This is a genomic window from Brevundimonas sp. SH203 (assembly GCF_002157625.1).
GTDB lineage: Bacteria > Pseudomonadota > Alphaproteobacteria > Caulobacterales > Caulobacteraceae > Brevundimonas.
Genome location: NZ_BDMM01000001.1, coordinates 613,753 through 640,463 on the forward strand (window position 1 = coordinate 613,753; position 26,711 = coordinate 640,463).

The following is a 26,711-nucleotide window of genomic DNA, read 5'->3' on the forward strand; positions in this document are numbered from 1 at the left end:
GAGATGAGCGCCGATACGTTGCGGCTGGGACCGCACGGGGCCGAACGGCGCACCGCCGCCGTCGCGCGCCATCTGCGCGACATCGAAGCGGCTCTGGCCGACCTTCCCACCGATCAGGCGGGCGTCCGCATTCGGGGCGCCGAACAGTTGCGCGATGTCTTGAGTGTTGATGGCGCGGTGGGCGCACTCGCCGCACAGACCCTCGGCCCGGCGGCCCGTCCGGTGCGCGCCGTCCTGTTCGACAAGTCCCCTGCCACGAACTGGTCATTGGCCTGGCATCAGGATCGCACGATCTGCGTCGAGACGCGGCGGGATAGTCCGGGCTTCGGTCCGTGGTCGATCAAGGCCGGGATGCAGCATGTGGCGCCACCCTTCGATCTTCTCGCCCGAATGGTGACGGTCCGGGTGCATCTGGACGACGTGCCGGCCGACAATGCGCCCCTGCTGATCGCGCCGGGCTCGCATCTGAAAGGTCGCGTGCCCCTCGACCGCATTGAGGAGGTCGTCACGAAATGCGGCGTCTTCGCCTGCGAGGCCGAGGCGGGCGACGTGTGGCTTTATTCGACGCCGATCCTGCACGCCTCCAACGCCGCCGAATCTCCCCGACGACGGCACGTGTTGCAAATCGACTATTCCGCCGACGACCTGCCCGGCGGCCTTCGATGGCTGGGCGTCTAACCCCCGCGCGGGGGTTCCATCGCGCTGTCGTTGGCGCATAAGAGCCTGATGCGCGACCCGATCACCGCCCCCGCCCTTCTGTCCGTCGATCTGGACGCCCTGGCCCGCAACTATCGCACCTTGGGCCAGGTCAGCGGCCTGCCCGTGCATCCGGTGGTCAAGGCGGACGGCTATGGGCTGGGGGCGCAGGCCGTGGCGAAACGGCTGATGGGCGAGGGCGCCGACACCTTCTTCGTGGCGCGCGCGGCCGAGGGGCTGCGGCTGCGATCCGCGCTGGGTCCGCAGGGCGCCGGCGGGCCGGTCATCTATGTGCTGGACGGCTGTCGCGAGGACGAGGCCAATGCGCTGAAGGCGGCCGACCTGCGGCCGGTGCTGAACCATCCGTCGCAGATGCAGGCCTGGGCGGCGGCGGGGGGCGAGACTTGCGGCCTGCAGATCGACACCGGCATGAACCGACTGGGCGTCCGCCCGGAGGATGCGCCGGAAGCGTTCGACGGCCTGGCCCTGGTCCTGACCCACCTCGCCTGCGCCGACGATCCGCAGAACCCGATGAACCGACGCCAGCGCGACCTGTTCGCCGGGGTGGTCGGCCGTTATCCCGGCGTGATCCGCTCTTTCGCCAACTCCAGCGGCTGTTTCCTGGGACCGGACTTCGCCTTCGATGCGGTGCGTCCCGGCATCTGCCTGTACGGCGGCGGTCCCGAAGGCCGACCAGACGCGCGCATCGCCGCCGTCGCCACCCTGACCGCGCGCGTGCTTCAGGTTCGCGACGTGCCGGCGGGCGAGAGCGTGGGCTATTCGCAGGGCTATTTCGCCGACCGGCCGATCCGGGTCGCCACGGTGGCGGCGGGATACGCCGACGGTCTGCTGCGCGCCTATTCCCCGGCCGGCGCGGTCTTCATCGCGGGCGAGACGCGCTCGCTTTTGGGCCGGGTGTCGATGGACGTCTGCGCGGTGGATGTCACCGGCTTGGACGTCGCCGTGGGCGATCCGGTCGAACTGTTCGGACCGAACCGCCTTCTGGACGATGCGGCGGCGGCGGCCGGGACCATCAGCTACGAGCTGCTGACCTCGATCACGCCGCGCGTGCCGCGCGCCTATTCTCAGTAGCCGCCGGCGCCGAGCGCTGCGACCCCGTGCGTCGTCAGCACGAAGGCCGCCGCGACCATGCCGACGATGGCGCCCATGATCACGCCCAGCACGATGCCGGCCAGCAGGATCACGACGTAATAGACGACCTTCTTGTCTTCCGGGACCTTCATCAGGACCGGCAGCCCCATGAACAGCAGCACCAGGCTGTAGATCGCGCCGATCAGGGCGATCAGGCCGCCGGCGACGGGGATCAGGTTGGCGATGCCCGCGATCCAGGCGGCGGTGTAGGAATAGACGGCCAGCTTGTGGGCCTGCACCGGATTGGGCGTCGCGCCGAAGCTGGAGGCCAGCGCATTGATGATGACGCCCAGCAGGAACACCCCGGCCAGACCCAGCACATAGGACAGGACCGCCAGGATCAGGGCGCTCACGACGCCCTGATGCAGGAAGACCAGGCTGGCGATGAGGGTCGCGATCGGGCCGATCGCCGCCAGGATCATGGCGTAGCGGGTGTAGAGGCTCTTGGTCGTGGCGAATTCACGGTCAATGACCTGCCACTCCGCCTTGGGCTGGAGCAGGATGCCCTTGACCCGTGCGGTCAGGGCCGGATCGACGGCGGGCTGTGACGAGTGGGGCGTCGGGTCGGTCATATGAATCAAAATGCCTTTGAAAGGGAGAACAGGGTCGAATAGTGACGTTACGTCGTCCTGCAACGCAAGCGCCGTGCGACATGTTCTCAAATACTTCGTAATGGCGAAGGTTGCCGCTGCGACCGACTTTGTCGTGGATGAAATGCAGTTTCCGGCGATCCGCCGTCGAATCGGCAGGTCTGCTAAGGAAGCTCATGGCTCGCGATTCAGCCCTTTACGTCTGTCAGTCCTGCGGCACGGTCCACGGCAAATGGTCGGGCCAATGCGCGTCCTGCGGCCAGTGGAACACCCTCACCGAGGAAAGCCGCTCGGCCCCGCCCGGCGCGATCAAGCCCTCGGCCGCCGCCTCGGCCCGCACGCGCGGCATCCAGTTCGAGACGTTGCAGTCCGACACCCCGGAGCCGCCCCGCATCACCACGGGCGTCGTCGAGTTCGACCGGGTCTGCGGCGGCGGCGTGGTGCCGGGCTCGGCCATCCTGCTCAGCGGCGATCCCGGCGTAGGCAAGTCCACCCTCTTGCTGGAGGTGGCGGCCAAGGCGGCCCTGCGCGGCGCGCGCGTGGCCTATATCTCGGGCGAAGAGGCGGTGGAGCAGATCCGCGCCCGGGCCAAGCGGATGGGTCTGGCCGATGCGCCGGTCAATCTGGCGGCGGCGACGGCGCTGCGCGACATCCTGGGCACGCTGAAGCGCGACAGGTTCGACATCGTCATCATCGATTCGGTTCAGACCCTGTGGTCCGACGTGCATGACAGCGGCCCCGGCTCCATCACCCAGGTCCGGGCCTGCGCCAGCGAACTGGTGCGTCTGGCCAAGAACGACGGCCCGGCCATCGTCCTGGTCGGCCATGTCACCAAGGACGGTCAGGTCGCCGGGCCGCGCGTGGTCGAACACCTGGTCGACGCCGTCATGACCTTCGAGGGCGAGCGCGGCTATCCGTTCCGCATCCTGCGCGCCGGCAAGAACCGTTTCGGCGCCACCGACGAGATCGGCGTCTTCGAAATGGGCGACAGCGGCCTGCGCGAGGTCGCCAACCCGTCCGCCCTCTTCCTGGGCGAGGGCAAGGAGCGGGCGCCGGGCGCCGCCGTCTTCGCCGGGATCGAGGGCTCCCGCCCCGTGCTGGTCGAGATGCAGGCGCTGGTGTCCAAATCCGCCTACGGCACCCCGCGTCGCGCCGTGATCGGCTGGGAGACGGGGCGTCTGGCCATGGTGCTGGCGGTGCTGGAGGCGCGCTGCGGTTTCGGCTTCGGCGATCAGGACGTCTATCTGAACGTCGCGGGGGGTCTGCGGATCAACGAACCGGCCGCCGATCTCGCGGCGGCGGCGGCCCTGATCAGTTCGGCGACCGGCGTCTCCCTGCCCCAGGGCTGCGTCGTCTTCGGCGAGATCGGCCTGTCCGGCGAGGTCCGCAGCGTCGGCCGCGCCGAGGCCCGCCTGCGCGAGGCCCAGAAGCTGGGCTTCGACCAGGTTCTCAGCCCCGCGCTGACCGCCAAGACCAAGGGGGTGAAGGTGACGTCCGTGACCCGCCTGACGGATGTGGTCGAACGAATCTCGCAGAACCGCTATTAGGCAGGCGTAACAGCCGCAGGATTCCGCAAGCGTGACCGGATACGACGTCTTCGTCATCGTAGTGATCCTGTTTTCCGTCGCGGCCGGCTGGGTGCGGGGCGGGGTGCGCGAGGTCATCACCCTGCTCAGCGCGACCCTGGCGGCCCTGATCGCCCTGATCGCCCTGCCCTGGACCGCCGGCGTGGCCCGCGCCTTCGTCGATCCCGAATGGGCCGGGTCCATCCTGGCCGCCGTCCTGACCTTCTTCGTGGTCTATTTCGGCCTGCGCCTGATCGGCGGCATGCTGTCCAAGGGCGCCGAGGATCACCCCCACCTGGGCATGGTGAACCGCCTGTTCGGCTTCGTGATCGGCGCCGTGCGCGCCCTGGTCCTGATCGGGGCGGTCCATCTGGTGATCGCGGCGGCCCTGCCGGGCGAGCGGACGCCCCGCTGGCTGACCGACGCAGCCCTCTATCCGGTCAGCGCCGTGGGCGCGCGGATGATCCAGATCGTCCTGCCCAGCATCGGCCGCGGCGCCGACGCCATCACGCCCGTAGTGGATTCGTCCGTACGCAGGGGGTTTTCCGACGACGAAGCCTTGCCCCCGACGCAATCACGGCCTAACTCGCCGCGCGAAGCCGCCCGTTAAGTTTCCCCCGGTCATCGGAGCCCCACGATGCGCCACCATATCGCCGATCCCGTCGTCCACCGCGAACACTGGCGCGAGCCGGAGGACGATCAGCTTCGTCTGGAATGCGGCGTCTGCGGCGTCTGGGGCGCGGACGAGGACGAAGGCTCCTCCGTCGTCGCCCTGGGCCTTCACGCCCTGCAGCATCGCGGCCAAGAAGCCTGCGGCATCGCCAGCGTCAAGGACGAGCGCTTCTATACCGAACGCCACCAGGGGCTGGTGGGCGAGGCTTTCGGCGGCGCCGACCTGATGACGCGGATGCCGGGCCGCGCGGCCGTGGGCCACACCCGCTACTCCACCGCCGGCGGCAGCTTCCTGCGCAACATCCAGCCGATGTTCGCCGATCTGGACCAGGGCGGCATCGCCATCGCCCACAACGGCAACCTGACCAACTTCAAGTTCCTGCACAGCCAGTTGGTCAGCGAAGGCGCCATCTTCCAGTCGACCTCGGATTCCGAAGTCATCCTCCACCTGATCGCCCGCAGCCGCAAAGCCAAGATCGTGGACCGCTTCATCGACGCCCTGGCCCGGATCGAGGGTGGCTACGCCCTGGTCGCCCAGACGCGCACCAAGATGATCGGCGCGCGCGACCCGCTGGGCATCCGCCCGCTGGTCCTGGGTCAGCTGGGCGAGGGCTGGGTGCTGGCGTCCGAAACCTGCGCGCTGGACATGATGGGCGCGACCTTCGTGCGCGACGTCGAACACGGCGAGATCATCGTCATCGACGACAGCGGCCTGCGCTCGCTCAAACCCTTCCCGGCCCGCGCCGCCCGTCCCTGCCTGTTCGAATACGTCTATTTCTCGCGTCCGGATTCGGTCGTGAACGGCCGCTCGGTCTATGAGGTCAGGAAGGAGATGGGCCGGGGTCTGGCCCGCGAACTGGGCGTCGAGGCCGACATCGTCGTTCCGGTGCCCGATTCCGGCGTTCCAGCGGCCCTGGGCTATGCTCAGGAAAGCGGCATCCCCTACGAAATGGGCATCATCCGTAGCCACTATCTGGGCCGCACCTTCATCCAGCCCAGCCAGGGCGCCCGTCAGAAGGGCGTGCGCATGAAGCACAGCCCCAACAAGGCGGCGCTGGAGGGCAAGCGCGTGGTGCTGATCGACGATTCCATCGTGCGCGGCACCACCTCGGTCAAACTGGTCCGCGCCGTCCGCGCGGCGGGCGCCAGGGAGGTCCACCTGCGCTCGGCCAGCCCGCAGATCCTGTTCCCTGACTTCTACGGCATCGACATGCCCGAACGCGCCCAACTGCTGGCCGCCAACAAGACGCTGGACGAGATGCGCGAGATGCTGGAGGTCGATTCACTGGGCTTCCTGTCCATCGACGGCCTGTACCGCGCCATGGGCGAGACCGGCCGCAACAACGCAGCGCCCCAGTTCACCGACCACTATTTCACCGGCGACTATCCCACCCGCCTGCTGGACCGCGAAATCGAGGAAGGCGGCCGCGAGTTCGGCGCCAAACAACTGTCCCTGCTGGTCAGCGCCTGATCGGACTCAGTCTCGATCCTGCGCCGTATGAAACAGGCGCATGATCTGAACCTGCCCCCCATCGGCGGTGTCGGCCAAGGCATAGACGATCAGATACGGTGCGCCCGTGACCAGCTTCTCATAGGTGTCGGGCTGTTTGCCCGGTCGGCCTATCGGTCTTCGCGCCAGCTTCTCGGTCGCCTCGATGATGCGGGCTTCGATCTTTTGAGCCGCCGGCAGATTTCGACCGGCCAGATAGTCGATCGCCTGGGTCAGTTCGAGAAGGGCGCGTCGCGACCAGACGACGGCGCGCATCAGGATTCGTATTTGGCGATGGTTTCCCGGATTTGCCGCATGGCGTCTTCATGGGTGACGACATTGCCGTTGCGGAAATCTTCCAGCCCTTCTTCGACGGCCAGCATCATTTCCAGTTCGCGCTCGACGTAGCCGGAAATGGCGCGTTCGGCGAGAAACGACTGTGTGCGATGCGTTTTCTCGGCCAGCAGGCCGAGACGCGCTTTCAGACTTTCGCTCACGCGAACAGTGACTGTCGTGCTGGCGGCCATACGGATGCTCCTGTGCACATCAGCTTACAGCTTAACACATTGACCCGCCGCATCGCCACTCCTACCACCCAAGCATGACCGACGCCCTCCCCCTGAACGACCGCATCGCCCTCGTCGTCGGCGCCTCGCGCGGCATCGGCTATGAAAGCGCGCTGGCCCTGGCCAAGGCCGGGGCGCACGTCATCGCCACCGCCCGCACCCAGGGCGGCCTGGAAGAGCTTGACGACGCCATCTTCGCCGCCACCGGCCGCCACGCCACCCTGATCCCGTTCGATCTGGTGGACGGCGGGGCCATCGACCGTCTGGGCGGCGCCATCTTCGAGCGTTTCAAGACGCTGGATGTCTGGGTCCACGCCGCCGCGACCATGGGGCCGTCCGGCCTGACGCCGGTGTCCCACGCCGACCCGCGCGAGTTCGCCAAGGTCGAGAAAACCAACTTCACCGCCGTCTATCGCCTGATCCGCTCGCTGGAGCCGTTGCTGCGCGCGTCCGACGCCGGACGCGCCATCCATTTCACCACCAGCGTGGCGGCCAGTCCGCGCGCCTTCTGGGGCATGTACGCCGCGACCAAGGCGGGCGCCGAGGCCCTGGTGAAGGCCTGGGCCGACGAGATCGAGAGCACGGCCGTCCGCGCCTGCATCGTCGATCCCGGCCGGATGCGCACCGCCATGCGCGCCCAGGCCTATCCAGGCGAAGACCCTTCCGTCCTGCCCCATCCATCCGAGATCGGTCCCCTGGTCGTCGATCTGGCCCGCCCGGACGCGACGCCGCCCCTGACGATCCGGTTTCAGGACTGGAAATCCGGCCCGTCGATCGAAGCCCTGATCTGAGGCTTTCGCCCCCGTCCGCCACCGTTCGTCCCTGGACGATGGCGATGCACGGCGGACGGCGGCAAGGCGGGGTCCATGACCCTGTTCTCATCCTTTCTGATCGTCCACGTCTCGACCGGACTTTGCGCCGGTCTGGTCGGCGTCCTGCCTGTCGTCACGCAAAAGGGCGGGCGCGCGCATAGGTTCTGGGGGCGGCTGTTCGCCGGCCTGATGGCCGTCCTTCTGGTCTGCGCCTGGGCGATGACCGCGCTTAGATTCAACACCTATTTCCTGGCCTTGTCGGCGACCGCGACGCTCAGCCTGTTTTCGGGCGTGCGGGTTCTGGGGCGCAAACGGCCCGACTTGAAGGCCGAGGACCGCGCCCGCCCGCTGGACTGGGCCGCAACGCTGGGCGTGATCGGTATCGGCCTGTGGGTTCTCGTCCTGCTGGCGAGCGGACGTTCCGACGGTCCCTCGACCGTCTCCGCCGCCCTGGCCGCCAGCGCCCTGACGATGGGCGTCTGGGATCTGTGGCGGTTCGCCGCCCCGACATCCTGGCCCTTTTCAACCAACCTCTGGACCTATGAACATCTGGCGAAGATGCTGGGCGCCTATTCTGCGGTATTGAGCGCCTTCTCGGGCAACTTTCTGACCGCCCTGCCCGCGCCCTGGAGCCAGCTCTGGCCGACCGTCCTGTTCCAATGTCTGATCGTCGCCTGGATCGTGACCCTTCTGGTCCGCAAGCGCCGTCGTCCCTTGTGCGCCGGTTGAGGCGCGCGCCCGTCGCGACGGCCGTTGGCCTGTTCACGGCCTACAGCTATGTCGCCACCGTGCTGGCCGTCGCCTGGTATCTGCGGCGCGGATCGGCGGAGGTGTCCGTAGGCGCTTCCCTGCTTTGGGCGGCCCTGTCCTATACGCCGTGGCTGGGGGTCGCGGGTCTGACATGGGCTGTGATCCGCCGGTCCGGCCCCGGATGGCGGGCGACGAGCGTTCTGGCCGCCGTCATCTTGGTCGCCGTCCCCCTGATCGCCGCCCTGAACGCCCGCACCGACATGGGTTTTCTGAACCATGCAAGCGACGGCGGCGAATGGGCGGCGCGGACCATCGACCGGCTGCCGGTCGTTCTTCTGCTCTACACCGCTATCGTCGCCGTCGGTTTAGCCGCCGCCTATTGGCGCAGCGCCCGCGACGCCCGCGACCGGATCGCCGTCCTGATCGCTGCCCTGTCCCAGGCCCGCACGCTGGAGCCGGACCAGAGCCAGCGCCTCCTGGTCTCCACGGGCCGGGCGCGCGCCTCGATCCCTGTCGCCGACATCGAATGGTTCGCCTCGGCCGGCAACTATGTGGTGGTTAACTGGGACGGCAAGGAGGGCCTGATCCGCGACACCCTGCAGGCGCTGGAGGCGCGACTGGACCCGCGCCTCTTCACCCGCAGCCACCGCTCCAGCCTGATCAACCTGGCCCGCGTCGGTCAGGTCCAGCCGCTGTCGGACGGCGCCTGGAGGCTGACGATGGCCAGCGGCGCCGAACTGGTGGTCAGCCGCACCTATCGGGACGCCGTGCTGGAAAAATTGGGTCGGACGCCTCAGGGCAGATAGGCGAACACCTTCAGCCAGCCCTCGGCCTGGGCCAGGTCGATGGCTTCGAACAGGGGGATGGCCAGCAGGAAGACCAGGCCGTCGCGGATGGTGGTCAGGAAGAAGGACGGCCGCACCGACAGGTCCTCCTCATCCCGCCACAGGGCGAAGTTGGGCCAGAAGCGCGGCGTCCGGGCCTTGTACGCCGCATAGTCCGCGCCGAAGGTCGCGCCCAGCCAGGCCTCCTCGCGGCGAACCGTCAGATAGAAGACCGCCAGCGACGCCAGGGTGAACAGCACCGCCAGGGTCAGGCTGCCGCTCTGGGCGCCGACGCCGAACGCGCCGAAGAAGCTGAAGATATAGAGCGGGTTGCGGCTGATCGAATAGGGACCGCGCGACACGATCTCGGCCTTCTTGCGCCCGCCGATATAGAGCGAACACCAGGCGCGCCCCACGATGGCGAAGACGATGGCGGCCAGGCCCACGGCTTCGACGCCTTCGTGCAGCGGACTGTCCAGACCGCTGGCGGATTGCGACACCATGGTCAGTCCGACCAGCGCCAGCAGGGCGACAAGCACCGCGCCCTTGCGGATTTTCTGAACGGCCTGAAGGTCGAACGCCTGAATCGGGGTCATTATTCGCTCCGCATTGCACCTAAATCCAAGCGCTGCTTTATGACGCCGCGCAAGCGGTATGTTTGCGAGCGAAAATCGGTCTCGAAAGCCGCAGGCGTCGGTTCAGAGGGTCGCCAGCAGGTCCGCCAGTTCCGCCGGCCAGATCGTCTCGGTCGAGGTGCGGATGTCGTCGGCGCTCCACCAGCGATGCGCCGTCAGCACCCGCTGCTCCTCCTCGGTCCAGGCCGCATTCGACAGATCGAAATCCTCAGTTCGCAGCAGGAAGAACCGCTGATCGACCCGCGCCATTCGCCCGTCGGGCAGGCGGAAACATTCGATGACCTGCGCCGCCTCCGGTCCCGGATCGTCCACGATCAGGCCGGTCTCCTCGAACAGTTCGCGACGCGCGGCGTCCGCATAGGTCTCGCCCGGTTCGCATCCGCCGCCGGGCGTGGCCCAGAAGGCGGTCCCGGCCAGCGGACCCTCCGCATAGTCGAACCGGAACAGCAGCACCCGCCCCTGCCCGTCCAGGATCAGCCAACGCGCGGTCGGCCGATCAGGCAGGACGGCGGGATCGGCGTCGCTCATGGCGTCAGCGCCCGATGCTCACCGCTTGGCGCCGCCCTTTTGCCCCGTGCGGACGCGGCCCGAGCGGGACACCTGACGCGCCCCGCCGCGCGCACCCTTCTGGACCGCCACGGACGACCCCGCCTTCTTGGAGGCGCTGGCCTTCAGGCCGCCCAGCACCTTGGGCTGGGGCTTGCGGGTCTTCTTCTGCTCCAGCGCCTTGCCGGGCAGTTTGGACAGGGCCTCTTCCTTGTCGGCCTTCTTGACCCGGCGCGGCGCGGTCTTGGCGTCGCCCTTGTAGCGTTCCGGCCCGGACTTGGCCCCGCCCTCGGCATAGGGGTTCACGCCGCTGGACTTGACGTTCAGACGGATCGGCGTGCCCGGCAGGTCGAAGCTCTCGCGGATCGAATTCACCAGATAGCGTTTGTAATGCTCCGGCATCGCCTCGGCGCGATTGGCCATCAGCACGAAGGTCGGCGGCCGCGCCTTGGTCTGGGCGATGTATTTCGGCTTGATCCGCTTGCCGTCCACGGCGGGGGGCGGGTGCCGCTGGGTCGCCATCGATAGCCAGGTGTTCAGGTCCTTGGTCTTCACCTTGACCGACCAGGTGTCATAGGCCTGAAGCACGGCGGGCATCAGCCGCTCGACCCCACGTCCGCTGTGCGACGACAGGGCCACGAAGGGCGAACCCTTCAGCTGCGGCAGCTTGTCCTCCGCCATGCCTTTCAGCTTGGCCATGCGGGACTGGGGCTCGTCCTCCAGGTCCCATTTGGACGCCACATAGACCAGGGCGCGGCCCTCGCGCTCGACCAGATCGGCCAGCTGCAGGTCCTGGGTGTCGAAGGCGTCGTCCTTGTCCATCATCAGGATGACGACTTCGGCGAAGGTGATGGCCCGGATGGTGTCGGCGACCGACAGCTTCTCCAGCTTCTCCTGCACCCGCGCCTTGCGACGCATTCCGGCCGTATCGACCAGACGGATGTTCTTGCCCTCGAATTGCCAGTCGACCGAGATGGAATCGCGCGTGATCCCCGCCTCCGGCCCGGTCAGCAGCCGGTCGTCGCCGATCAGGCGGTTGATCAGGGTCGACTTGCCCGCGTTCGGGCGGCCGATCACGGCGATGCGTATCGGCTTGTCCGGCGCATCGACCTCCTCGACGAAGATGTCCTGCGACGCGGCGACGATGGCGGCGTACAGATCGGCCATCCCCTCGCCATGCTCGGCCGAGATCGGCACCGGCTCGCCAAAGCCCAGGCCGTGCGCCTCGCCCACGCCGCCGCCGCTCTCGCGGCTCTCGGACTTGTTGGCCAGCAGGATGACGGGCTTATGCACCTTGCGCAGGCGTTCGGCGAAGATCCGGTCCAGCGACGTCACGCCTTCGCGCGCGTCCATCATGAACATGATCAGTTCGGCGTCGTCCAGCGCGGCCTCGGTCTGCTCGCGCATCCGGGCTTCCAGGCTTTCGTCGGTGACGTCCTCGTACCCCGCCGTGTCGATCAGCGTCAGGTCCATGTCGCCGATATTGCCGTCGGCGTAGCGCCGGTCGCGGGTCACGCCGGGGCGATCGTCGACCAGCGCCAAACGCTTGCCGACGAGGCGGTTGAACAGGGTCGACTTGCCCACATTGGGGCGGCCGACGATGGCGACCTTCAGAGCCATGTCGGCTTTCTAACGCAAAAGGGCTGAAACGTCAGCGGATGCAGATCAGCTGGCCGTTGTCGGTCAGCACATACAGCGCGCCGTTGTAGGCGGCGGGGGCGATATAGGCGGGCGCACCCAGTTTCAGCGTGGTCTGGGCCGCGCCGGTCTTGGGATCGAAGGCCACCGCCTCGCCGAACGAATTCACCATCACCAGACGGTTGGAGGCCAGCAGCGGCCCCGACCATTGCGGACGGATGGTGCGGCGGCCGAAGGTCAGGAAACCGCCCTCGCGACGTTCGCGCCCCTCGTTCAACTCGCGCGTCCAGTAGATCTGGCCGGTGTCGCGGTTGACGGTGATCAGCTGGCCTGCCTTGGACACCACGAACACGGCGTCGCCGACCGGCAGGGGCGCGTTGACGCCCGTGATGGGCAGTTGCCACTTGGGCTGGCCTGAACGCAGGTCCAGCGCCGACATGACGCCGGAATGGCTTACGCCATAGACCATGCCGCGGCTGATGACCGGGCGCCCCGCCACGTCGCGAACCTCGGACAGGGCGCTGGTGCGGCTGGTGCGCGACAGGGTCTCTTCCCACACCGCCTGGCCGTTCAGGGTGCTGAGCGCGACCAGCTGGCCCGAGGCGAACGGGGCGACGACCGTGGTGCCGCTGACCGCCGGGCTGGAGGCGCGCATCACGCGCGCCGGCTCGGCGATGCCGCGATAGGTCCAGTCCTGGGCGCCGGTCGTGGTGTCGAAGGCGAACAGCTGGCTGTCCACGTCGACCACGAAGACGCGATTGCCCGACACGGTCGGGGCGCCGTGGATCGGGGCGTCCACCTGCTGGGTCCAGGCCACGGCGCCGGTGTTAGCGTCCAGCGCCGACATGGAACGATAGCCGGAAGAGACGAACACCTTGCCCGCGCCGACGGCCAGACCGCCGCCGAAGCCGCCGTTGCGGTCGCGCTCGGTGTTCTTGACGTTGACCTTCCACAGCACCGCGCCCGTGTCGGCCGAGACCGCCGAGACGGTCGATTCGCCGTCCAGCACGAAGATCTTGCCGTCGGCGGCGACGATGGGGGCCATGACGTTGCCGACGAGCGCCGAGCCGGCGCCGATGTTGCGCTTCCAGGCGATCTGGAAGTTGGGGGCGGCGATGACGTGTTCGACCAGGTTCTCGGCCGTGCCGCCGGGCTGGGTCCAGGCGGTGACGGCCTGAGGCCCGGGCAGGAAGTAGTCGCGGCCGGACAGGGCCGCCGACGGCGCCAGCTGCTGCTCGAACTCCAGCACCGAGATTCGCTCGCCGGCCGAGGCCGTCGCCTTGGGGCCGTCCTTGGCGCCCAGGCCGAAGGGCAGGTTGCGGCGCACGGTGCCGCACGACGCCATGGTCGCGGCGACGCCGCAGATCAGCGCGACTTTCAGAACTCGGTTCATCGGGGGCGTCCTAAAAGGGGTCGTCACTGTTGGGCGGGCGCGGCGGCGGGGGCCGTCGGCGCCGCCGAAGGGGTCATGGCGTTGGCGGCGCCGGCGGCGGGCGGCGTGGCCTTGGCGGCGTCGCGGATGATGGCGGGCAGCGCGCCGGCGGTCCCGGCGTCGATGCTCTCGACCGCGATCTGGGCGCGCTGGCGGATCGAATCCGGCACGTCCTGGCCCAGCTGCAGCTGGACGAAGGTTTCGCGCGCCTCCTTGGCCTTGCCATGCTGCAGACGGGCCAGCGCCAGGGCTTCCTGGGCGAAGGCGTGCAGCGGGCGCTTGTCCTGGGCCAGCGGCTCCAGCCGCTTCTCGATCTCGGCCAAAGGCGCGGTGTCCATGATCAGGAAGGCGGCCTTCAGCGCGGGCGGATCGGACAGGATCGGATCGCTGGACGCCTTGGCGGCCTCGTCGAACAGGCGAACCGCATCGGGGAATTTGTTGGCGCTGACGGCGAGGCCGGCCTGCTGCTGCAGGGCCAGGGCCTTGTAGGCGCCGTTGCCTTCCTTGACCGCTTCCTCGAAGGCGGCGCGGGCGTCCATCGGCTTGTCGGCGCGCAGGGCCTCCATGCCGCGATCATAGGCGTCGGCGGCCTTGGCGGCCTTGCTGGCGTTCAGGCTGTCCCAGCCCCACCAGCCCAGGGCGCCCACCAGGGCGACGACCAGCACCACGCCGAAAACCGGCAGCCAGGTGCGGGCGAGGCGCTTCAACTTGTCGGAGCGAAGCTCCTCCTCGACCTGCTCGAAGACATCAACCACTGAAACGTCGCCCCAAAATCGCGAAATGCAAACCGCGCGGACCCTAGAAGGTCGGCGCATGAGCCGCAACGTCGTCCGTTACTGCGACGCCGGCTTTTTCGAGAAGTAGGTCTCGACTTCGGCAGGAAAACGGCGGGTTTTCACATCGGCGGCGTCAGACGTCCTGCGACAGCCGCGCCGCGCCCGCCGCCAGCACCGCGACCATGGCCCCGGCCACGATCCAGAAGGCCAGCATCCCGGAGCTGCCGGTCAGGTCCAGACCGCCCATCCCCAGGGCGTCCAACCCGTTCTGCGCCGAGGCCTGCGCGGTCGCCGCCGCCGCCCGCACCCCTTGCGACAGGGTGGCGTCGCCCTCGGCGGTGAAGTTGAAGTTCACCCCCTCGCGCACCGCCAGTACGCCCCCGACCAGTCCCGCCGCCGTCAGCGTCAGCGTGCGCCAGCGCGACCGCTTCTCCAGCCGCGCCTGCAGGGTGGCCACGAACAGCGCCTCGTCGGCCAGACGCGGGCTCTGCGCGAACATCCGCTCGATGGCGGGATCGAATTCGTCAGCCGACATGGATCGACCTCCCGTCGCCTTGCGCCGGCGAAAGCCGCGCGCGGAGTTTATCCAGACCACGTTTGACATGGGATTTCACCGTTCCCAGCGGCAAATTCATGGCTGCCGCGATTTCGGGATGCGACATCCCCGCGCCGTGGCACAGGGACACGCACATCCGTTCGGTTTCGTTCAACGCCTTCAACGCCTCGTCCAGGTCCATCAGCCCGCCGCGATCCACCGCGACCTCGGCCTGATCCGCCTCCACCTCGGCGACGTAGCGCGCCTCCTTGGCGACACGCTTCAGATACAGGCGCGCGGCGATCTTCTTGATCCAGCCCGCGAACGTCCCCTGCCCCCGAAACTCCGAACACCGCTGGAAGCCCTGCAGAAAGGCGTCCTGCGCCACGTCGTCGGCCAAAGACGGCGCCGCCCCCATCCGGCGCAGCAGCCCGCGCACCGCCGAGCCGTGGCGGCGCACCAGTTCTCCATACTCCCGCCGTCCGCCGGCGGCCGCCTGGGCCGCCAGCTCGACGTCGTGGAAATCGCGCAAGGATTTGCTCATGACGCTTCCCCCTTCAGGCGGACGTCACGCCTTGTTCGGGTTGAAGAAGCCCAGGACGATAAAGGCGATGCCGATGGCCGCGGGAATACAGGCGATGCCCAGCATGGCGCCGGCGCCGTTGCCGCCCCAGACGTGGGTCGCCCCCTCCACCACGATGCCGAAGCCCGCGATGCCGACGCCCGCCGCCAGGCTCAGCACCCCCTTGCGGATGTCCTTGGTGCGCGACGGCAGGCTGCGCTCCACGTCCTTGGTCATCGCATCCAGCAACTCGGGCGGCAGCTCCAGCCCCTTGTCCACCGCCTGGCGCACCGTCACCTGCATGTCCCGCTTCTCGCGATACTTCAGATAGCTGGGGCCGAAGACGATGGCCGTGATGGTGCCGAACACGGCGAAGATGGCGAACAGTGGAACGAGGTCTTCCATGACGAATATCCCTTTGGTCCTGTGCAGCAGCCTGATGCGGCGGCCTTCTGACGACAAGAGGCTGCGGGATGCCCGCACGGATGCGACCCCTCACGTGAAATCTTCGTAAGGTCGCCGTTTCGGCCGTCGCCCGTTCGGTCTAGGGTCCGAACCCGTCAATCGCAGGAGCGTATCGCATGGCCCACGTCACCTATCGCATCGTCGAACACGACGGCGGCTGGGCCTATCGGTCCGGCGACACCTATTCCGAAACCTTCCCCAGCCACGACGCCGCCAAGGCCGCCGCCGTCCGCGCGGCCCGCGAGCAGAAGGTCCCCGATCAGACCGCCGCCATCGAATACGAGACGGCGAACGGCGAATGGATCACCGAAAGCGCCGACGGCCACGACCGGCCCAGCACGGACGTCGAGGGCTGATCCAGCCGTGATCGCGCGCCGCACCCTGCTGGCCGCCGGGGCGCTGTCGCCGCTGGCGGCCTGCGCCACTACGCCGACGGCCCGTCCGGGCGCCGAGTTGAAGCTCGCCACCTTCAACATCTGGCACAATCTGGGCGACTGGCCCGCGCGCCGTCCGCTGCTGATCGCGGCGCTGAAGGCCGAGGACGCCGACGTCATCGCCCTACAGGAGGTGTTGCAGGACGCCGCCGTGGGGCTGGAGAATCAGGCGGCCATGCTGGCGCGCGAACTGGGCGACTATCGCGTCGCCTTCGTCTCGACCGATCCCGAGGGGGCGCCCCGCCGCTACGGCAACGCCCTTCTGACCCGCCTGCCCGTTACGGCCGAGGCCTCCACGCGGCTGGAGCCGCTGGACGATTATCGCACCGCCCTGCGCCTTCGCGTCTCGGTTCAGGGTCGCCCCGTCGATGTCGTCGTCACCCATCTGGCGTGGCAGGACGACGCCGGCCCGGTGCGCGCCCGCCAGATCGCCTCGCTGCTGGACTGGCTGCCCCGCGACGGCGCGCCCCTGGTCGTCATGGGCGACTTCAATGCGACCCAGGACGATTCGGGCCTGGCCGTCCTGACCGGTCCCCGGTTCTTCAGCGCCCTGCCGCGCGGGTCGGTCGTCACCACCCTGAACCCGGCCAAGGGCCACCCGAACCGCGTCATCGACCACATCTTCGCCGAGCGATCCGCCTTCGCCCCCGTCACGGCCCATCTGTTCGGCGACACGCCCGCGAACGGCGAATATCCATCCGACCACTTCGGCGTGGCCGCGACGCTTCGCCTTAGCTGAGCGCCGCTTCGTAAAGCTCGGGCTTGAAGCCGATCAGGCGCCGGTCGCCCAGGTCCAGCACAGGCCGCTTGATCATCGACGGCTGCGCCAGCATCAGGGCGATCGCCTTTTCCTTGTCGATCCCCGCCTTGTCGGCGTCCGGCAGCTTCTTGAACGTGGTCCCGGCGCGGTTCAGCACCGTCTCCCACCCATGCTCGTCGATCCACTGCCCCAGCCGCGCCGCATCCGCCCCGGCCTTCTTGTAGTCATGGAACACATAATCGACCCCATGCTGCCCCAGCCAGACCCGCGCCTTCTTGACCGTGTCGCAGTTCGGAATGCCGTATAGGGTGTAGGTCATCGTTCCTCGGAGGATGTCAGGTTTGTGTTAAGGAGCCAGCAGCGCAAATCGACGTGTCAGGACGGCTGTGCCAGAATTTCGATTTCTCGAAGTCGGAGCCAAGTACCGAAAAATGCGACGACTGGCAGAAGCGCCAGGCTGATGAGGTAAATACCTGTAGCTGTTTCGACGCTTCCCCAACCAAAGCGGCCATCAGCCATCGGCGCTGCCCATACCAGCACACCAGCCAGTCCGAGCACGCTCAACAAGCCAAGCGATGGCCCAATCATTTTCGACAGTTCAGCCCTCTGCCCCTGCGTCGCGCCTCTTCGCTCAGCTCTTGTGATGTTTAGAAGCTGAACGAAGCCCGACCGGAAAACCAGCAGCAGTCCAAAGACGAGTACAATCGCTGGAAGGACGAGGGTCCACATCCTGACATTGGGATAAGCGCCGTCCGGCGCAAGTCGCCAAAAGATCGCGCCAGCTATCATGGCCAGGCCAATGCCACCTAAAACAGCAGCCTGCCGTCTTGCCGCTATCGTCATGGATCAGCTTTCACAGATTTGCATTTCATTGCAGCTCAAACGTGGTTCAAGCAACATCAGCGCTCCACCCCTTAGCTTAAATTCAGAGCGTCCGCGTTCAGCGATGAAGCCTAGGATCGAAATCGACCCGTTAGAGGCCTTCGGATGGTCCGCTTCGCGCAAGGGATGCACCAGCGTGCGAGTCCCGGAATGCGTCCATGAATGATCGAAACCAGCCGCTGTCCATGCCCATTGATCGTCTTCCCTGATGGGCGATGGCAAAGACCAAGCCCCAAGGCGACGCGGGGCCGAAGCCATGCTCGCAGTAGACGATAAAAGTATCCGACTCCGCTTCGTGATCGAAGACGACCCACCCTTCAAACTGTTGCCCCGGGTTCCCGTACTCCCAATCAAGGGCGACCGGGCGCGGGTCGATGAGCCCGCGCAGAACGGCCTGCTTTGCTTGATCGTCCGCGAGAACCGACAACTCCCTGTTGATCAGGACGGCGACATCGGCGGAAGAAATGGGCATAATCAAAGCCTACCTCCGCTCGATACGAATGTCGCCTTTCCATCCCTAACAGACAACCGCGACGACCGCTTTGCGGCTTCACCGCCAGCATGCTGCGCGAGTTAAAACCTGGCGCACACTGGCATCGCGCTCAACCAGCCACCCTATCGATCCGAACAATTCTCAGCGTTTCCAGCGCCCTGAAGCCCCGCAGCGTCAATCGACCATACAAGCCCAAAGGTGCGGTATGATGTCATCCGGTCTTTGACATCCTGGCGCATCGAAATTGCACCTTCTTGCACATTGCACCTGTTTTCGGGGTGCAGTGCAATTTCGCCCGGCGCCGATTTCAGACGAAGTGCACACAGTACACTCTGTTTTCGCGGCCCGCCTTCAGACCAGCAGACCGGCCAGAACGCCGATGACCATCATAAGGGCGCTCCCGAGCATCATCATCAGGTTGATGGCGATCTGCAGGACCAGCCCCTTGCCGATCCCGGCGGCGACGCCGCGATACCACCGCCCGCGCCCCATCCTGACGAAGGTCACGACGCCGAGGACGAACAGGGCCACGCTGCCCATCATCGCCACCGGCCCCGTGCCGTAGATGAACCAGAACAACGGCAGCATAGGAACGGTCCAGGCGTTCAGATAGGCGAAGGACGCGCGAAACCCACGACGCCAGCCCAGGGTCTCCGCGTCCCACCAGCGCACGAACGGCAGGACCGCCAGCGCATAGAGCGGCGCCATCAGCGGGACGGTCAAAAACGACATCCAGCCATCGGCGTCGGCCATGAAGGCGTCGCGCGACTTGCCGGACTGGGCGACCAGCGACGCGATCACATCCGCGGGTATTTGATCCAGCGCCCCGCCCATTCCGCCGCGCAGAAACACGATCAGCATCAGGATCGCATTCAGCGCCAGATAGAGCTTCAGCGGCTTGGCATAGACCCCGCCGCCGGTCGGCCCCTCGATCATCCAGGCCTGCAGCACCAGGCGCGGGCGGATCAGCAGGTCGCGCGCCGTGCGGATGTCTGCGCCGCCAAAGCCCAGGGCGTCTTCGGACAGGTCCTTGAACGCCTGTTTGCGCGTGGTCTCGCCGTCGGTCGTCATGGATCGTCCCCGTGAAGGGGATGCATACACCGCCCGGTCGACCGCGCAAACGCGCGACCGGCTCAGAACCGCTTGGTCAGCCCCACGCTGAACACCCGCCCGCGCGGATCGGCGACGACGGGATCGTAGCCCAGGGCGAACTGGGCCAGGGGCGGCGCCTTGTCGAACACATTGACCACCCCCATCGCCAGGTCGATGTCGGCGCCCAGGGTGCGGCTGAACAGCACGTCCGCCGTCGTCTGGCTGGCGATGGTCGGATCGGTGATCCCGCTGCGGTCGTTGCGATAGCCGTCGGTATAGTGGACCAGCGCCGTCACCGCGTTCGCTCCCCCGCTCCAGCCCAGGGCGAACTCCCCGCGATTGCGCGGCAGCGACCGGCCGATATTGCCCAGATTGGTCGATCCGACGCCCGAGACCCGGGCCGCCCCGTCGTTCAGGCGGATGTCGTAGCGGTCCACATAGGTCCAGGTCGCCGACGCCGTCGCCCGCCCGCCCCACAGATCCCGGCCATAGCGCGCCGCCAGGTCCAGTCCTTGCGTCTCGATGGACGAGGCGTTGATGAAATACAGCTGCACGAAGGTCAGGGCGCCGCTGGGCGAGCGGGTGATGCGGCCTTGCGCCGGGGTTCCCGTCCGCCCCGCCGCCGTATCGGCCGCCGCCTGGTCGATGACGCCCTGCGCCGATTCCTTGACGACCTGATCCGTATAGTCGAACCGCCAGGCGTCCACGCTGAACTCCAGCCCCTCCAGCGGCCGCCACACGGCCCCCAGGCTCAGGCTCTCGGACTTCTCGGGCTTCAGCGCCGCATCGCCCGAGGTCAGGGTGTTGACGAAGACGAAGGCGCCCCGGTCGAAGACCGACGGCTGCGACGCCTGGGCCCCCGACTGGGCATAGACTGACGGCGCGCGGAACCCCTGCCCCCACGACGCCCTCAGCGCCAGGGCGTCGGTGACGTCCCAACGCACGGCGGCCTTGGGGCTGAACCGCCCGTCGCCGTCATAGGTCTCGTACCGGCCCGCCAGCTGCGCCTCGATCCGGTCGCCCAGATGCAGACGCGCCTCGGCGAAGGCGGCCAGCGCCTGCTGATCGCCCTCGAAGTCGGGGGAATAGCCGGCGGTCAGAAGGTCGCCCGCATTGACCAGATCGCTCCAGTCGTGCCGGAAACCGCTGCGCCGATACTGGACGCCCAGCGCCACATCGACCGCCCCGCCGTCCCAGGTCAGGGCCTGACCGCTGGTCGAGGCCTCCGCCGTGGTCAGGGTCGAGGCTCCGCGCAGCCCTGTATAGCCGATCAGACTGTCGATCAGGGCGGCGCCGTTGGCCGTGCCGGTCCCCAGATAGGCGCTGCCGAACGGGTTGAAATACTGACAGGCGCCGACGCCCGCCGTCCCCGTCGCCGGGTTGCAGCCCGCCCCGCCAAAGCCGTTCAGGGCGTTCTGCAAGGCGCTGCCGATCACGTCCGGCTTGTCATAGGCGACGTGCTGGCGGCTGCTGGTCGCCGCCAGGCTCCAGCTCCAGCCGCCGGCGAACTGACCGTCCAGACCGGCCGCCAGCCGCCAGGTCCGGTAGTCGAAGTCCGCCCGGGACGCCCCCGCCTCGGCCCCCAGCAGCCGTCCGCGGAACAGCACCGCCTCCCCGAACGGATTGTCGGGATGCGACGCGGGCACGCTCAGCGACCGCGCCAGGATCGGCAGGGACGGCGACTGGCGGGCCACGGTCTTCGTCGACGACCAGGCCCCCTGCAGCGTCAGCGTCATGTCCCCGACCGGCCGACGATAGTCGGCGAACGCCTGCGTCCGCGTCTCCTCAGGCGTCAGGTCGAAGAAGTCGGAATAGTCCAGCCGGCAGAAGCCGTCGGTCGCGCTGTTCTTGTAGGCGCTGGCGAAGGCCGGGTTCCCGCAGGCCGGATCGGGCGAGAAGCCGTTGCGGCTGGGCCGGAAATAGGACCCCGGCTGGCCATAGCTCGTCACGGCCGTCCAGGCCGCCCGGCCATAGCGTTCGGCCTGGGTGAAGGCCCGCTCGTCCGAGCCCAGCGCCGAACGGTGGAAGTGCGAGGCCGCCAGCGTCAGGTTTCCGCCCAGCAGGTCGAACCCGCCGATGGCCTGGATCACGCTCTCGTCCGACCCGTCCGCCCCGGCGTATTTGGCCGAGACCTCGGGCCGATCCACGTCGTGCCGGGTGATGAAGTTGACCACCCCGGCCACCGCGTCCGAGCCATAGACGGCCGAGGCCCCGTCCTTGACCACCTCGACCCGCTGCAGCGCGATCATCGGAACCAATGAGTTGATGTCCACGAAGGCCGAGCCGTCGGTGGCGACCACGGCGCTGGTCGTCCAGCGCTGGCCGTCCACCAGCACCAGGGTCGAGCCCAGACCCAGGTTGCGCAGGTTGAACTGGGCCGTGCCCGAACTCTGCGGCTGGTTCAGCTGATCGACCTGGGCTTCCGAGCCGGAGTTGGCCGTGACCAGCCGCACCAGTTGCGAGGCGTCGGCGACCCCGGCGGCGTCCATGACCTCGCGCCCCACCGTCTCGACCGGCGCGATCCGGTCGCCGCCCGCGATACGCGACCCCGTGACGACGATGTCGTCCACCTGGGCCGCTCTCTGGTCTTCGGCCTGTGCGCCCACGGCCGCCGCCAGCCAGGCCATGGAGGCCGTCGCCATCAGGATTTTGCGCTGTGTCATTCGGATGCTCCCCCGCGATTGGCAGCGGCTTCTATCCACCATCGTCATTTTGCGAAAGCCTAATTTCGCAGTTTTGCAAATTCAGTCGTCGGCAGAACGGCCTGCGGCATTGATCCTGCGATGTAACCGGTTACGGTGCGCCAAAAGAGAAACGGCTCAAGGGGAACAGGAAGCATGGCGAACCTCCGTCTGGTTGGCGTGAAGAAGGCGTTTGGCGCCGTCGATGTGCTGAAGGGCGTCGATCTGGAGATCGCGAACGGCGAGTTCATCGTCTTCGTCGGCCCCTCGGGCTGCGGCAAGTCCACCCTGCTGCGCACCATCGCCGGGCTGGAAGAGGCGACCACGGGTCAGCTCTGGATCGGCGACCGCATGGTCAACGACCTGTCGCCGTCTGACCGGGGCATCGCCATGGTGTTCCAGTCCTATGCGCTGTATCCGCACATGACGGCCTATGAGAACATGGCCTTTGGCCTGAAGCTGGCCAAGACCGACAGGGCCGAGATCGACCGCCGCGTCCGCGCCGCCGCCGAGGCGCTCAGCATCACCGACTATCTGGACCGCAAGCCCAAGGCCATGTCGGGCGGCCAGCGCCAGCGCGTCGCCATCGGCCGCGCCATCGTGCGCGAACCCGAGGTCTTCCTGTTCGACGAGCCGCTGTCCAACCTGGACGCCGCCCTGCGGGTGCGGATGCGCTACGAGTTCGCGCGGCTGCACGCCGAGCTGAAGACCACCATGATCTACGTCACCCACGACCAGGTCGAGGCCATGACCCTGGCCGACCGGATCGTGGTGCTGAACGGCGGACGGATCGAACAGGTCGGCGCGCCGATGGAGCTGTACGAACACCCCGCCAACCTGTTCGTCGCCGGCTTCATCGGCAGCCCCCGGATGAACCTGCTGTCGGCCGAGATCGTCATGGCCTCGGCGTCCGGCGCGACGGTGAAGACATCGGCGGGCGAGACGATCCGCGTCGCCGTGGACGCCGCCTCCGCCAAGCCCGGCGATGCGATCACGCTGGGCGTCCGTCCCGAGCACCTGACCACGACCGGCGACGGCGACGCCTTGACCGCCGAGGTCATGTTCGTGGAAACCCTCGGCGCGACGACCATGGCGCACCTGAAGCATCCGGCGTCCGATGACACACTGACGGTTCAGCTGGCCGGCGAACTGCGCGCCAGGGCCGGCGAGCGACTGACCCTGCATGTCCCCGCCAAACAGGCGCACCTATTCGACGCGGATGGGAGGGCGTTCCCTAGATTGTGACCCTATCCCATTGGGAGAGGGCTTGAGCACACGGCGGCGAAGGCCGTCGTTCTTGTGCGAAAGGGTGAGGGTCGGGTGGCGCGACTTGGCCCACCGGCCGCCCCTCATCCGGCCCTTCGGGCCACCTTCTCCCACTGGGAGAAGGGATGTCAGTAGTCAGCGCAACTCGACCCGTCTCGCCCCGACAGGAATAACCAGTTCGTCGCCCGACCACGCCGCCGCGCGGCCGTCGATCCGCACCCGTTCCGGCCGCCCCTGCCCCGCCGCCCATTGCAGCACGAACCCGCCGGGCGGATTCGCCCCGCCGCCCAGGGTCAGCACATACGCCCGCCCCGCCTTGCGATAGGCGTAGGTCAACGGCCCATAGGCGGTGCGAAGGGCCTTCACCCCGACGCCCTCGCGGGTGTCCAGCCACGCCTCGGGCACGCCCGCCGCCAGCACCAGCGCATGGTCCTGGTCCCGTTCATAGGCGAACAGATCCAGGGCCGAACGGATGTAATCCGAGCTGATCCAGGCGTGCGGCATGTCGCCGATGAAGCGCGGCTCGCGCTTTTCGCGCCCCACAACCTCGGCCCAGCCGTTCCAGGCCTCGGGCCGGCGGTCGGCCATCAGGAAGTCCAGCACCGCCAGCGCCCGGTCCTTCTGCCCCAACCGCACGAAGGCGCCGACCAGCCGCCATTCATAGGGGGTGTAGTCCTTCCACGCCGTGCGATTGGTCAGCCGGTTCTGGAAGTTTTCCCAATAGCGGTCGAAGGTTCGCGCCAGAAGTTCGGGCGGAAGATCATCCTTTTCCCCCGCCGGAGACAGGGCGATGGTGGTCGAGGTCGCGTCGAAATCGCCCCGATCCGCCGCCCCCGCGATCCAGTCGATGTCGTGATGGGCCGCCGTCGCCGTGATCGAGGCGCGGATGTCGGCGGCGAACTGATCGCGCGCCGCCGCATAGCGGGCGGCGGCCTCCGCATCGCCCAGCGCCTCGGCGATGAAGACTGCGTCCTTGTAGCCCAGCAGACCCCAGAAATCGTCCCAATAGGAATAGGCCGCCTTGTCCGAATAGCCCTCGTGACTGATCGTCGGCGGCAGCAGACCATACAGATGCCGCTGGTCCGGCGTCTGGAACGCCGCCGTCCGGGTCGAGGCCCGCAGGTCGTCCATATAGGCGACGGCCTTCTGCACCTGGGGCCAGACCTGACGCAGCAGGGCCTCGTCCCGGGTGTAGCGATAGGTCTCGGCGGCCAGGAAGACGAACTCCCCGTGGCTGTCGTTCTCGGGCACCGGATCGGCGCCGCGCGCATCGACACAGCACGGAACCTTGCCATTGTCGAACACATAGGGGGCGTACCAGCGCAGATAGTCGGCCGAATGCTCGGCCATGCCCAGCCGGTTCAGCCCCTCGGCCATCATGGCCCCGTCGCGGATCCAGGAGCGGTTGTAGCTGCGGGTGCCGGGCTGCAGGACCGGCCCCTGACGCGACATCAGCATATGGGCCAGCGAGGATTTCAGCGCGTCCTCGATCCGCTGGGCGGCAGGCGGCAGGGTCAGTTCGACGCGGTCCAGCTTGGCCCGCCATTCGCCCGCCAGCCGGGCCTCGACCGTGTCCAGCACAGCCGCCGCCTGCCCCACCGGCTCGGGCGCCAGCGCGTCGCCGGACAGTTGCGACACCCAGCCGACCGTGCGCGTCTCGCCGGGTCGCAGCGTCACCTGATAGGTCAGGGCGCCGGCGGCCAGGCCCGTGCCGTCCGTGGTGGTCGCCGCCTCGCCCGCCGGTCGCCGCGCGGACGGCAGGATCAGGGACTGCGGATCGCTGCCCGCGTCAAAGGTCGCGAGCGCGACCTGATCCGGCGTCGCCAGCGGCTGCACCCGCACCGCCTCGTTCAACCTCAGTTCGGCGCCGTCCCAGGCGAGGTTCTCGACCGGACTGACCCCGCCGGGAATGGCCAGGAACTGACGCGGCGCATTCACCTGCATCGGCCGCGCGGCCAGGGCCAGGGTCAGGGTGCGCGGCCGGTTGGAGGTGTTGGTCAGGTCGTAACGCCCCCACAGTTGCGCCTGATCGGGCGGCCCATCGGCGAAGCTTGTGATCTTCAGCGTCCAGTCGTCGGCGGTCCAGGTCACCGACGGGATCGGCAGGTCGCCGTCCTTCAGCCCCTGTTCGATATTGACGTCGGCCCAGGTGATCAGCCGCCCGTTGTCGACCACGAAGGGCTCGATGCTCGGCCCCGCGCGACGCAGTTCGATGGCGCCATCCTCGCCGATCAGACCGCTCTCCCCACCCCCGTCGACCCCGACCAGGGTCCAGTAGGATTGCTCGCCCGAGAAGCCCCGCGGATACAGGCCACGCCAGTTCTCCCGGGCCACCGCCTCGACAAAGGCCGTGGCGTCCGCGCCGAAAGCCAGCGGTTCGACCTCGATCTCGTTCAGGGCATAGGTCGTCGCCTGGGCCGCGCCCAGCCTCTGTCCCGCGCCGGACGAGCCGACCACGTCCGACGCCGCCAGCGGCTTCAGCGGTTCGAGCCTCAGCCACCGCGCCGTCGCCTCGGGCGTCCTCAGCCAGTCGACGCCGCCGTTGCCGCCCGTCACCGTCGCCAGCGGCCGCCAGTCGCGTCCGTCCAGCGAGGCCGAGACGCGATAGTCGCTCGCCGCGCCCCGCTCGCCCCAGCGCAGGATCAGGCCGCCGAACTCGCGCTCATACCCCAGGTCCAGCGTCAGGACCGGCGCGCCCTCGACCGGCGGGGTCCAGGCGGTCTTGATGTCGCGATCCACGGCGCGCGGGGCGGTGGAGGGCGACCGTCCGTCGCTGGCCACCGGCTGGGGCGGCACGGCCGGATCGACGGGCAGTTCGCGGATCGACAGCTGGTCGATGTCGATGAAGCCGCGCCCGCCCTCGGCCGCCACCACGACGAACTCGACCCGCTCGGCGCGACGCAGTTCGGTCTCGGCACTGGGGCCCCAGGCTTTGGACACCTGGCGCCGCTTTATGACGAACTTGGTCCAGCCATCGGGGAAGTCATAGCGGGCCGTCTGTTTCCACCAGACGTTTTCGGCCGAGGCGTCGGTGAACTTGACCTCGAAGGTGTTGGTCGGTCCCTCGCCCCGCACCCAGAAGCTGATCTCGTAATTGTCGGGCAGGTCGAACGGCAGGGCGCGCGCCGCAAAGGCGTAACCCGCCTTGCCGTTGAAGTCATAGGTCAGACGCACCGCCCGCCCGTCATGCCCCGCGACCGACGACACGGTCGAGGAGACGTCGGTGGAGGCGTCGGCCTTCCACGCGGCAGCGTCCTCCATCGGGTCCAGCACCCGCGTCGTCTGGGCGAAGGCAGGGGTCGCAATCGCCACGGCGATGGCGAACAGAGAGGCGGCAAGGCGCACCTTGAGGCTCATGGAGGGCCTGTTCCTTGTCGTCGTCCCAAAGGGACAGGAAA

Annotated in this window: 28 protein-coding genes; 11 read left to right on the plus strand and 17 right to left on the minus strand. The window is 68.0% G+C overall.

All coding sequences use genetic code 11. From position 1 onward, the window contains the following. The first annotated feature begins 3 nt into the window (after positions 1 to 3). Together SH203_RS03100 and alr are read left to right on the plus strand one after the other, a co-directional pair. The gene (locus tag SH203_RS03100) at positions 4 to 678 is read left to right on the plus strand and encodes a phytanoyl-CoA dioxygenase family protein (protein ID WP_087119366.1); all 675 of its coding nucleotides are present in this window, start codon (positions 4 to 6) and stop codon (positions 676 to 678) included. 48 nt (positions 679 to 726) lie between these two features. After that, entirely contained in the window at positions 727 to 1,788 is a 1,062-nt protein-coding gene (alr, locus tag SH203_RS03105; protein WP_087119367.1) for an alanine racemase, read from the plus strand. Here the strand turns inward: alr and SH203_RS03110 are convergent. After that, entirely contained in the window at positions 1,782 to 2,420 is a 639-nt protein-coding gene (locus tag SH203_RS03110) for a Yip1 family protein (RefSeq protein WP_087119368.1), read from the minus strand. The genes alr and SH203_RS03110 overlap by 7 nt on opposite strands. A gap of 194 nt (positions 2,421 to 2,614) precedes the next feature. Here SH203_RS03110 and radA point away from each other — a divergent pair, with 194 nt between their 5' ends. The 3 genes from radA to purF are packed head-to-tail and all read left to right on the plus strand — an operon-like array spanning position 2,615 to position 6,146. Further along, positions 2,615 to 3,985, plus strand: a complete 1,371-nt coding sequence (gene radA / locus SH203_RS03115) for a DNA repair protein RadA (RefSeq protein ID WP_087119369.1) — start codon at positions 2,615 to 2,617, stop codon at positions 3,983 to 3,985. A 31-nt stretch (positions 3,986 to 4,016) separates the two neighbouring features. Next, the gene (locus SH203_RS03120) at positions 4,017 to 4,613 is read left to right on the plus strand and encodes a CvpA family protein (RefSeq protein ID WP_087119370.1); all 597 of its coding nucleotides are present in this window, start codon (positions 4,017 to 4,019) and stop codon (positions 4,611 to 4,613) included. Between the two features lie 27 nt (positions 4,614 to 4,640). Beyond that, the gene (purF, locus tag SH203_RS03125) at positions 4,641 to 6,146 is read left to right on the plus strand and encodes an amidophosphoribosyltransferase (protein ID WP_087119371.1); all 1,506 of its coding nucleotides are present in this window, start codon (positions 4,641 to 4,643) and stop codon (positions 6,144 to 6,146) included. 6 nt (positions 6,147 to 6,152) lie between these two features. Here the strand turns inward: purF and SH203_RS03130 are convergent, their stop codons facing one another. Both SH203_RS03130 and SH203_RS03135 read right to left on the minus strand, forming a co-directional pair. Beyond that, positions 6,153 to 6,440, minus strand: a complete 288-nt coding sequence (locus SH203_RS03130; protein WP_087119372.1) for a type II toxin-antitoxin system RelE/ParE family toxin — start codon at positions 6,438 to 6,440, stop codon at positions 6,153 to 6,155. Continuing rightward, positions 6,440 to 6,691 (minus strand): CopG family ribbon-helix-helix protein, encoded by a 252-nt coding sequence (locus SH203_RS03135; RefSeq protein ID WP_087119373.1) that lies wholly within the window; start codon positions 6,689 to 6,691, stop codon positions 6,440 to 6,442. Before SH203_RS03135 ends, SH203_RS03130 begins: the two co-directional genes overlap by 1 nt. A 74-nt stretch (positions 6,692 to 6,765) precedes the next feature. Between SH203_RS03135 and SH203_RS03140 the strand changes: the two genes are divergently transcribed. The 3 genes from SH203_RS03140 to SH203_RS03150 all read left to right on the plus strand — a co-directional run bounded on the left by SH203_RS03140 (position 6,766) and on the right by SH203_RS03150 (position 9,098). Then, a complete protein-coding gene (locus SH203_RS03140; protein WP_087119374.1) occupies positions 6,766 to 7,521 on the plus strand; it encodes an SDR family NAD(P)-dependent oxidoreductase in 756 nt (251 codons plus the stop codon). A gap of 75 nt (positions 7,522 to 7,596) precedes the next feature. After that, positions 7,597 to 8,271: a hypothetical protein gene (locus tag SH203_RS03145; protein ID WP_087119375.1), complete on the plus strand. Its 675-nt coding sequence runs from the start codon at positions 7,597 to 7,599 to the stop codon at positions 8,269 to 8,271. Further along, positions 8,268 to 9,098 carry a LytTR family DNA-binding domain-containing protein gene (locus SH203_RS03150; protein WP_234989355.1) on the plus strand — a complete coding sequence of 277 codons (831 nt, stop codon included), beginning with the start codon at positions 8,268 to 8,270 and terminating at the stop codon, positions 9,096 to 9,098. The genes SH203_RS03145 and SH203_RS03150 overlap by 4 nt, the downstream gene beginning before the upstream one ends. Here the strand turns inward: SH203_RS03150 and SH203_RS03155 are convergent. From SH203_RS03155 to SH203_RS03190, 8 genes are all read right to left on the minus strand, one after another. Continuing rightward, the gene (locus tag SH203_RS03155; protein ID WP_087119377.1) at positions 9,086 to 9,712 is read right to left on the minus strand and encodes an isoprenylcysteine carboxylmethyltransferase family protein; all 627 of its coding nucleotides are present in this window, start codon (positions 9,710 to 9,712) and stop codon (positions 9,086 to 9,088) included. The two genes, SH203_RS03150 and SH203_RS03155, sit on opposite strands and share 13 nt — an antisense overlap. Positions 9,713 to 9,814: 102 nt before the next feature. After that, positions 9,815 to 10,279 (minus strand): NUDIX hydrolase, encoded by a 465-nt coding sequence (locus SH203_RS03160; protein ID WP_087119378.1) that lies wholly within the window; start codon positions 10,277 to 10,279, stop codon positions 9,815 to 9,817. Positions 10,280 to 10,297: 18 nt separating this feature from the next. Next, positions 10,298 to 11,917, minus strand: a complete 1,620-nt coding sequence (der, locus tag SH203_RS03165; protein ID WP_087119379.1) for a ribosome biogenesis GTPase Der — start codon at positions 11,915 to 11,917, stop codon at positions 10,298 to 10,300. A gap of 31 nt (positions 11,918 to 11,948) precedes the next feature. After that, positions 11,949 to 13,328: a PQQ-binding-like beta-propeller repeat protein gene (locus SH203_RS03170; RefSeq protein ID WP_087119380.1), complete on the minus strand. Its 1,380-nt coding sequence runs from the start codon at positions 13,326 to 13,328 to the stop codon at positions 11,949 to 11,951. A 23-nt stretch (positions 13,329 to 13,351) separates the two neighbouring features. Then, positions 13,352 to 14,122 carry a tetratricopeptide repeat protein gene (locus tag SH203_RS03175; protein WP_087119381.1) on the minus strand — a complete coding sequence of 257 codons (771 nt, stop codon included), beginning with the start codon at positions 14,120 to 14,122 and terminating at the stop codon, positions 13,352 to 13,354. A gap of 154 nt (positions 14,123 to 14,276) precedes the next feature. Beyond that, positions 14,277 to 14,678, minus strand: coding sequence for a hypothetical protein (locus tag SH203_RS03180; RefSeq protein WP_087119382.1), 402 nt, complete (start codon positions 14,676 to 14,678; stop codon positions 14,277 to 14,279). Then, complete coding sequence (locus SH203_RS03185; protein ID WP_087119383.1) at positions 14,668 to 15,222, minus strand: RNA polymerase sigma factor; 555 nt, start codon at positions 15,220 to 15,222, stop codon at positions 14,668 to 14,670. The genes SH203_RS03180 and SH203_RS03185 overlap by 11 nt, the downstream gene beginning before the upstream one ends. Before the next feature lie 24 nt (positions 15,223 to 15,246). After that, positions 15,247 to 15,645 carry a DUF6249 domain-containing protein gene (locus SH203_RS03190; protein WP_087119384.1) on the minus strand — a complete coding sequence of 133 codons (399 nt, stop codon included), beginning with the start codon at positions 15,643 to 15,645 and terminating at the stop codon, positions 15,247 to 15,249. Between the two features lie 176 nt (positions 15,646 to 15,821). On the opposite strand from SH203_RS03190, the gene SH203_RS03195 reads away from it, so the two are divergent. Both SH203_RS03195 and SH203_RS03200 read left to right on the plus strand, forming a co-directional pair. Next, positions 15,822 to 16,061 (plus strand): DUF2188 domain-containing protein, encoded by a 240-nt coding sequence (locus tag SH203_RS03195; protein ID WP_087119385.1) that lies wholly within the window; start codon positions 15,822 to 15,824, stop codon positions 16,059 to 16,061. Positions 16,062 to 16,068: 7 nt separating this feature from the next. Further along, entirely contained in the window at positions 16,069 to 16,878 is an 810-nt protein-coding gene (locus tag SH203_RS03200; RefSeq protein WP_159457524.1) for an endonuclease/exonuclease/phosphatase family protein, read from the plus strand. On the opposite strand, the gene SH203_RS03205 is transcribed toward SH203_RS03200, so the two are convergent. The 5 genes from SH203_RS03205 to SH203_RS03220 all read right to left on the minus strand — a co-directional run bounded on the left by SH203_RS03205 (position 16,871) and on the right by SH203_RS03220 (position 22,029). Continuing rightward, positions 16,871 to 17,218: an ArsC family reductase gene (locus tag SH203_RS03205; protein WP_087119387.1), complete on the minus strand. Its 348-nt coding sequence runs from the start codon at positions 17,216 to 17,218 to the stop codon at positions 16,871 to 16,873. The two genes, SH203_RS03200 and SH203_RS03205, sit on opposite strands and share 8 nt — an antisense overlap. Before the next feature lie 56 nt (positions 17,219 to 17,274). Beyond that, positions 17,275 to 17,742, minus strand: a complete 468-nt coding sequence (locus SH203_RS15215; protein ID WP_143275668.1) for a hypothetical protein — start codon at positions 17,740 to 17,742, stop codon at positions 17,275 to 17,277. Between the two features lie 130 nt (positions 17,743 to 17,872). Next, positions 17,873 to 18,253: a hypothetical protein gene (locus SH203_RS03210; protein ID WP_087119388.1), complete on the minus strand. Its 381-nt coding sequence runs from the start codon at positions 18,251 to 18,253 to the stop codon at positions 17,873 to 17,875. Between the two features lie 372 nt (positions 18,254 to 18,625). After that, complete coding sequence (locus SH203_RS03215) at positions 18,626 to 19,345, minus strand: hypothetical protein (RefSeq protein WP_087119389.1); 720 nt, start codon at positions 19,343 to 19,345, stop codon at positions 18,626 to 18,628. 62 nt (positions 19,346 to 19,407) lie between these two features. After that, positions 19,408 to 22,029, minus strand: a complete 2,622-nt coding sequence (locus tag SH203_RS03220) for a TonB-dependent receptor domain-containing protein (RefSeq protein WP_087119390.1) — start codon at positions 22,027 to 22,029, stop codon at positions 19,408 to 19,410. A 174-nt stretch (positions 22,030 to 22,203) separates the two neighbouring features. On the opposite strand from SH203_RS03220, the gene SH203_RS03225 reads away from it, so the two are divergent. Next, the gene (locus SH203_RS03225; RefSeq protein ID WP_087119391.1) at positions 22,204 to 23,292 is read left to right on the plus strand and encodes an ABC transporter ATP-binding protein; all 1,089 of its coding nucleotides are present in this window, start codon (positions 22,204 to 22,206) and stop codon (positions 23,290 to 23,292) included. A gap of 156 nt (positions 23,293 to 23,448) precedes the next feature. Here SH203_RS03225 and SH203_RS03230 read toward each other — a convergent pair whose 3' ends face one another. Next, positions 23,449 to 26,670: a discoidin domain-containing protein gene (locus SH203_RS03230; RefSeq protein ID WP_087119392.1), complete on the minus strand. Its 3,222-nt coding sequence runs from the start codon at positions 26,668 to 26,670 to the stop codon at positions 23,449 to 23,451. Positions 26,671 to 26,711: the final 41 nt, after the last annotated feature.

Excerpts from the sequence above, each read along its gene's own strand:
- SH203_RS03100 (WP_087119366.1), top strand. The coding sequence starts at position 4 with ATGAGCGCCGATACGTTGCGGCTGGGACCGCACGGGGCCGAACGGCGC.
- alr (WP_087119367.1), top strand. The coding sequence starts at position 727 with ATGCGCGACCCGATCACCGCCCCCGCCCTTCTGTCCGTCGATCTGGAC.
- SH203_RS03110 (WP_087119368.1), bottom strand. The coding sequence starts at position 2,420 with ATGACCGACCCGACGCCCCACTCGTCACAGCCCGCCGTCGATCCGGCC.
- radA (WP_087119369.1), top strand. The coding sequence starts at position 2,615 with ATGGCTCGCGATTCAGCCCTTTACGTCTGTCAGTCCTGCGGCACGGTC.
- purF (WP_087119371.1), top strand. The coding sequence starts at position 4,641 with ATGCGCCACCATATCGCCGATCCCGTCGTCCACCGCGAACACTGGCGC.
- SH203_RS03130 (WP_087119372.1), bottom strand. The coding sequence starts at position 6,440 with ATGCGCGCCGTCGTCTGGTCGCGACGCGCCCTTCTCGAACTGACCCAG.
- SH203_RS03135 (WP_087119373.1), bottom strand. The coding sequence starts at position 6,691 with ATGGCCGCCAGCACGACAGTCACTGTTCGCGTGAGCGAAAGTCTGAAA.
- SH203_RS03140 (WP_087119374.1), top strand. The coding sequence starts at position 6,766 with ATGACCGACGCCCTCCCCCTGAACGACCGCATCGCCCTCGTCGTCGGC.
- SH203_RS03145 (WP_087119375.1), top strand. The coding sequence starts at position 7,597 with ATGACCCTGTTCTCATCCTTTCTGATCGTCCACGTCTCGACCGGACTT.
- SH203_RS03155 (WP_087119377.1), bottom strand. The coding sequence starts at position 9,712 with ATGACCCCGATTCAGGCGTTCGACCTTCAGGCCGTTCAGAAAATCCGC.
- SH203_RS03160 (WP_087119378.1), bottom strand. The coding sequence starts at position 10,279 with ATGAGCGACGCCGATCCCGCCGTCCTGCCTGATCGGCCGACCGCGCGT.
- der (WP_087119379.1), bottom strand. The coding sequence starts at position 11,917 with ATGGCTCTGAAGGTCGCCATCGTCGGCCGCCCCAATGTGGGCAAGTCG.
- SH203_RS03170 (WP_087119380.1), bottom strand. The coding sequence starts at position 13,328 with ATGAACCGAGTTCTGAAAGTCGCGCTGATCTGCGGCGTCGCCGCGACC.
- SH203_RS03180 (WP_087119382.1), bottom strand. The coding sequence starts at position 14,678 with ATGTCGGCTGACGAATTCGATCCCGCCATCGAGCGGATGTTCGCGCAG.
- SH203_RS03185 (WP_087119383.1), bottom strand. The coding sequence starts at position 15,222 with ATGAGCAAATCCTTGCGCGATTTCCACGACGTCGAGCTGGCGGCCCAG.
- SH203_RS03190 (WP_087119384.1), bottom strand. The coding sequence starts at position 15,645 with ATGGAAGACCTCGTTCCACTGTTCGCCATCTTCGCCGTGTTCGGCACC.
- SH203_RS03195 (WP_087119385.1), top strand. The coding sequence starts at position 15,822 with ATGGCCCACGTCACCTATCGCATCGTCGAACACGACGGCGGCTGGGCC.
- SH203_RS03205 (WP_087119387.1), bottom strand. The coding sequence starts at position 17,218 with ATGACCTACACCCTATACGGCATTCCGAACTGCGACACGGTCAAGAAG.
- SH203_RS15215 (WP_143275668.1), bottom strand. The coding sequence starts at position 17,742 with ATGACGATAGCGGCAAGACGGCAGGCTGCTGTTTTAGGTGGCATTGGC.
- SH203_RS03210 (WP_087119388.1), bottom strand. The coding sequence starts at position 18,253 with ATGCCCATTTCTTCCGCCGATGTCGCCGTCCTGATCAACAGGGAGTTG.
- SH203_RS03215 (WP_087119389.1), bottom strand. The coding sequence starts at position 19,345 with ATGACGACCGACGGCGAGACCACGCGCAAACAGGCGTTCAAGGACCTG.
- SH203_RS03220 (WP_087119390.1), bottom strand. The coding sequence starts at position 22,029 with ATGACACAGCGCAAAATCCTGATGGCGACGGCCTCCATGGCCTGGCTG.
- SH203_RS03225 (WP_087119391.1), top strand. The coding sequence starts at position 22,204 with ATGGCGAACCTCCGTCTGGTTGGCGTGAAGAAGGCGTTTGGCGCCGTC.
- SH203_RS03230 (WP_087119392.1), bottom strand. The coding sequence starts at position 26,670 with ATGAGCCTCAAGGTGCGCCTTGCCGCCTCTCTGTTCGCCATCGCCGTG.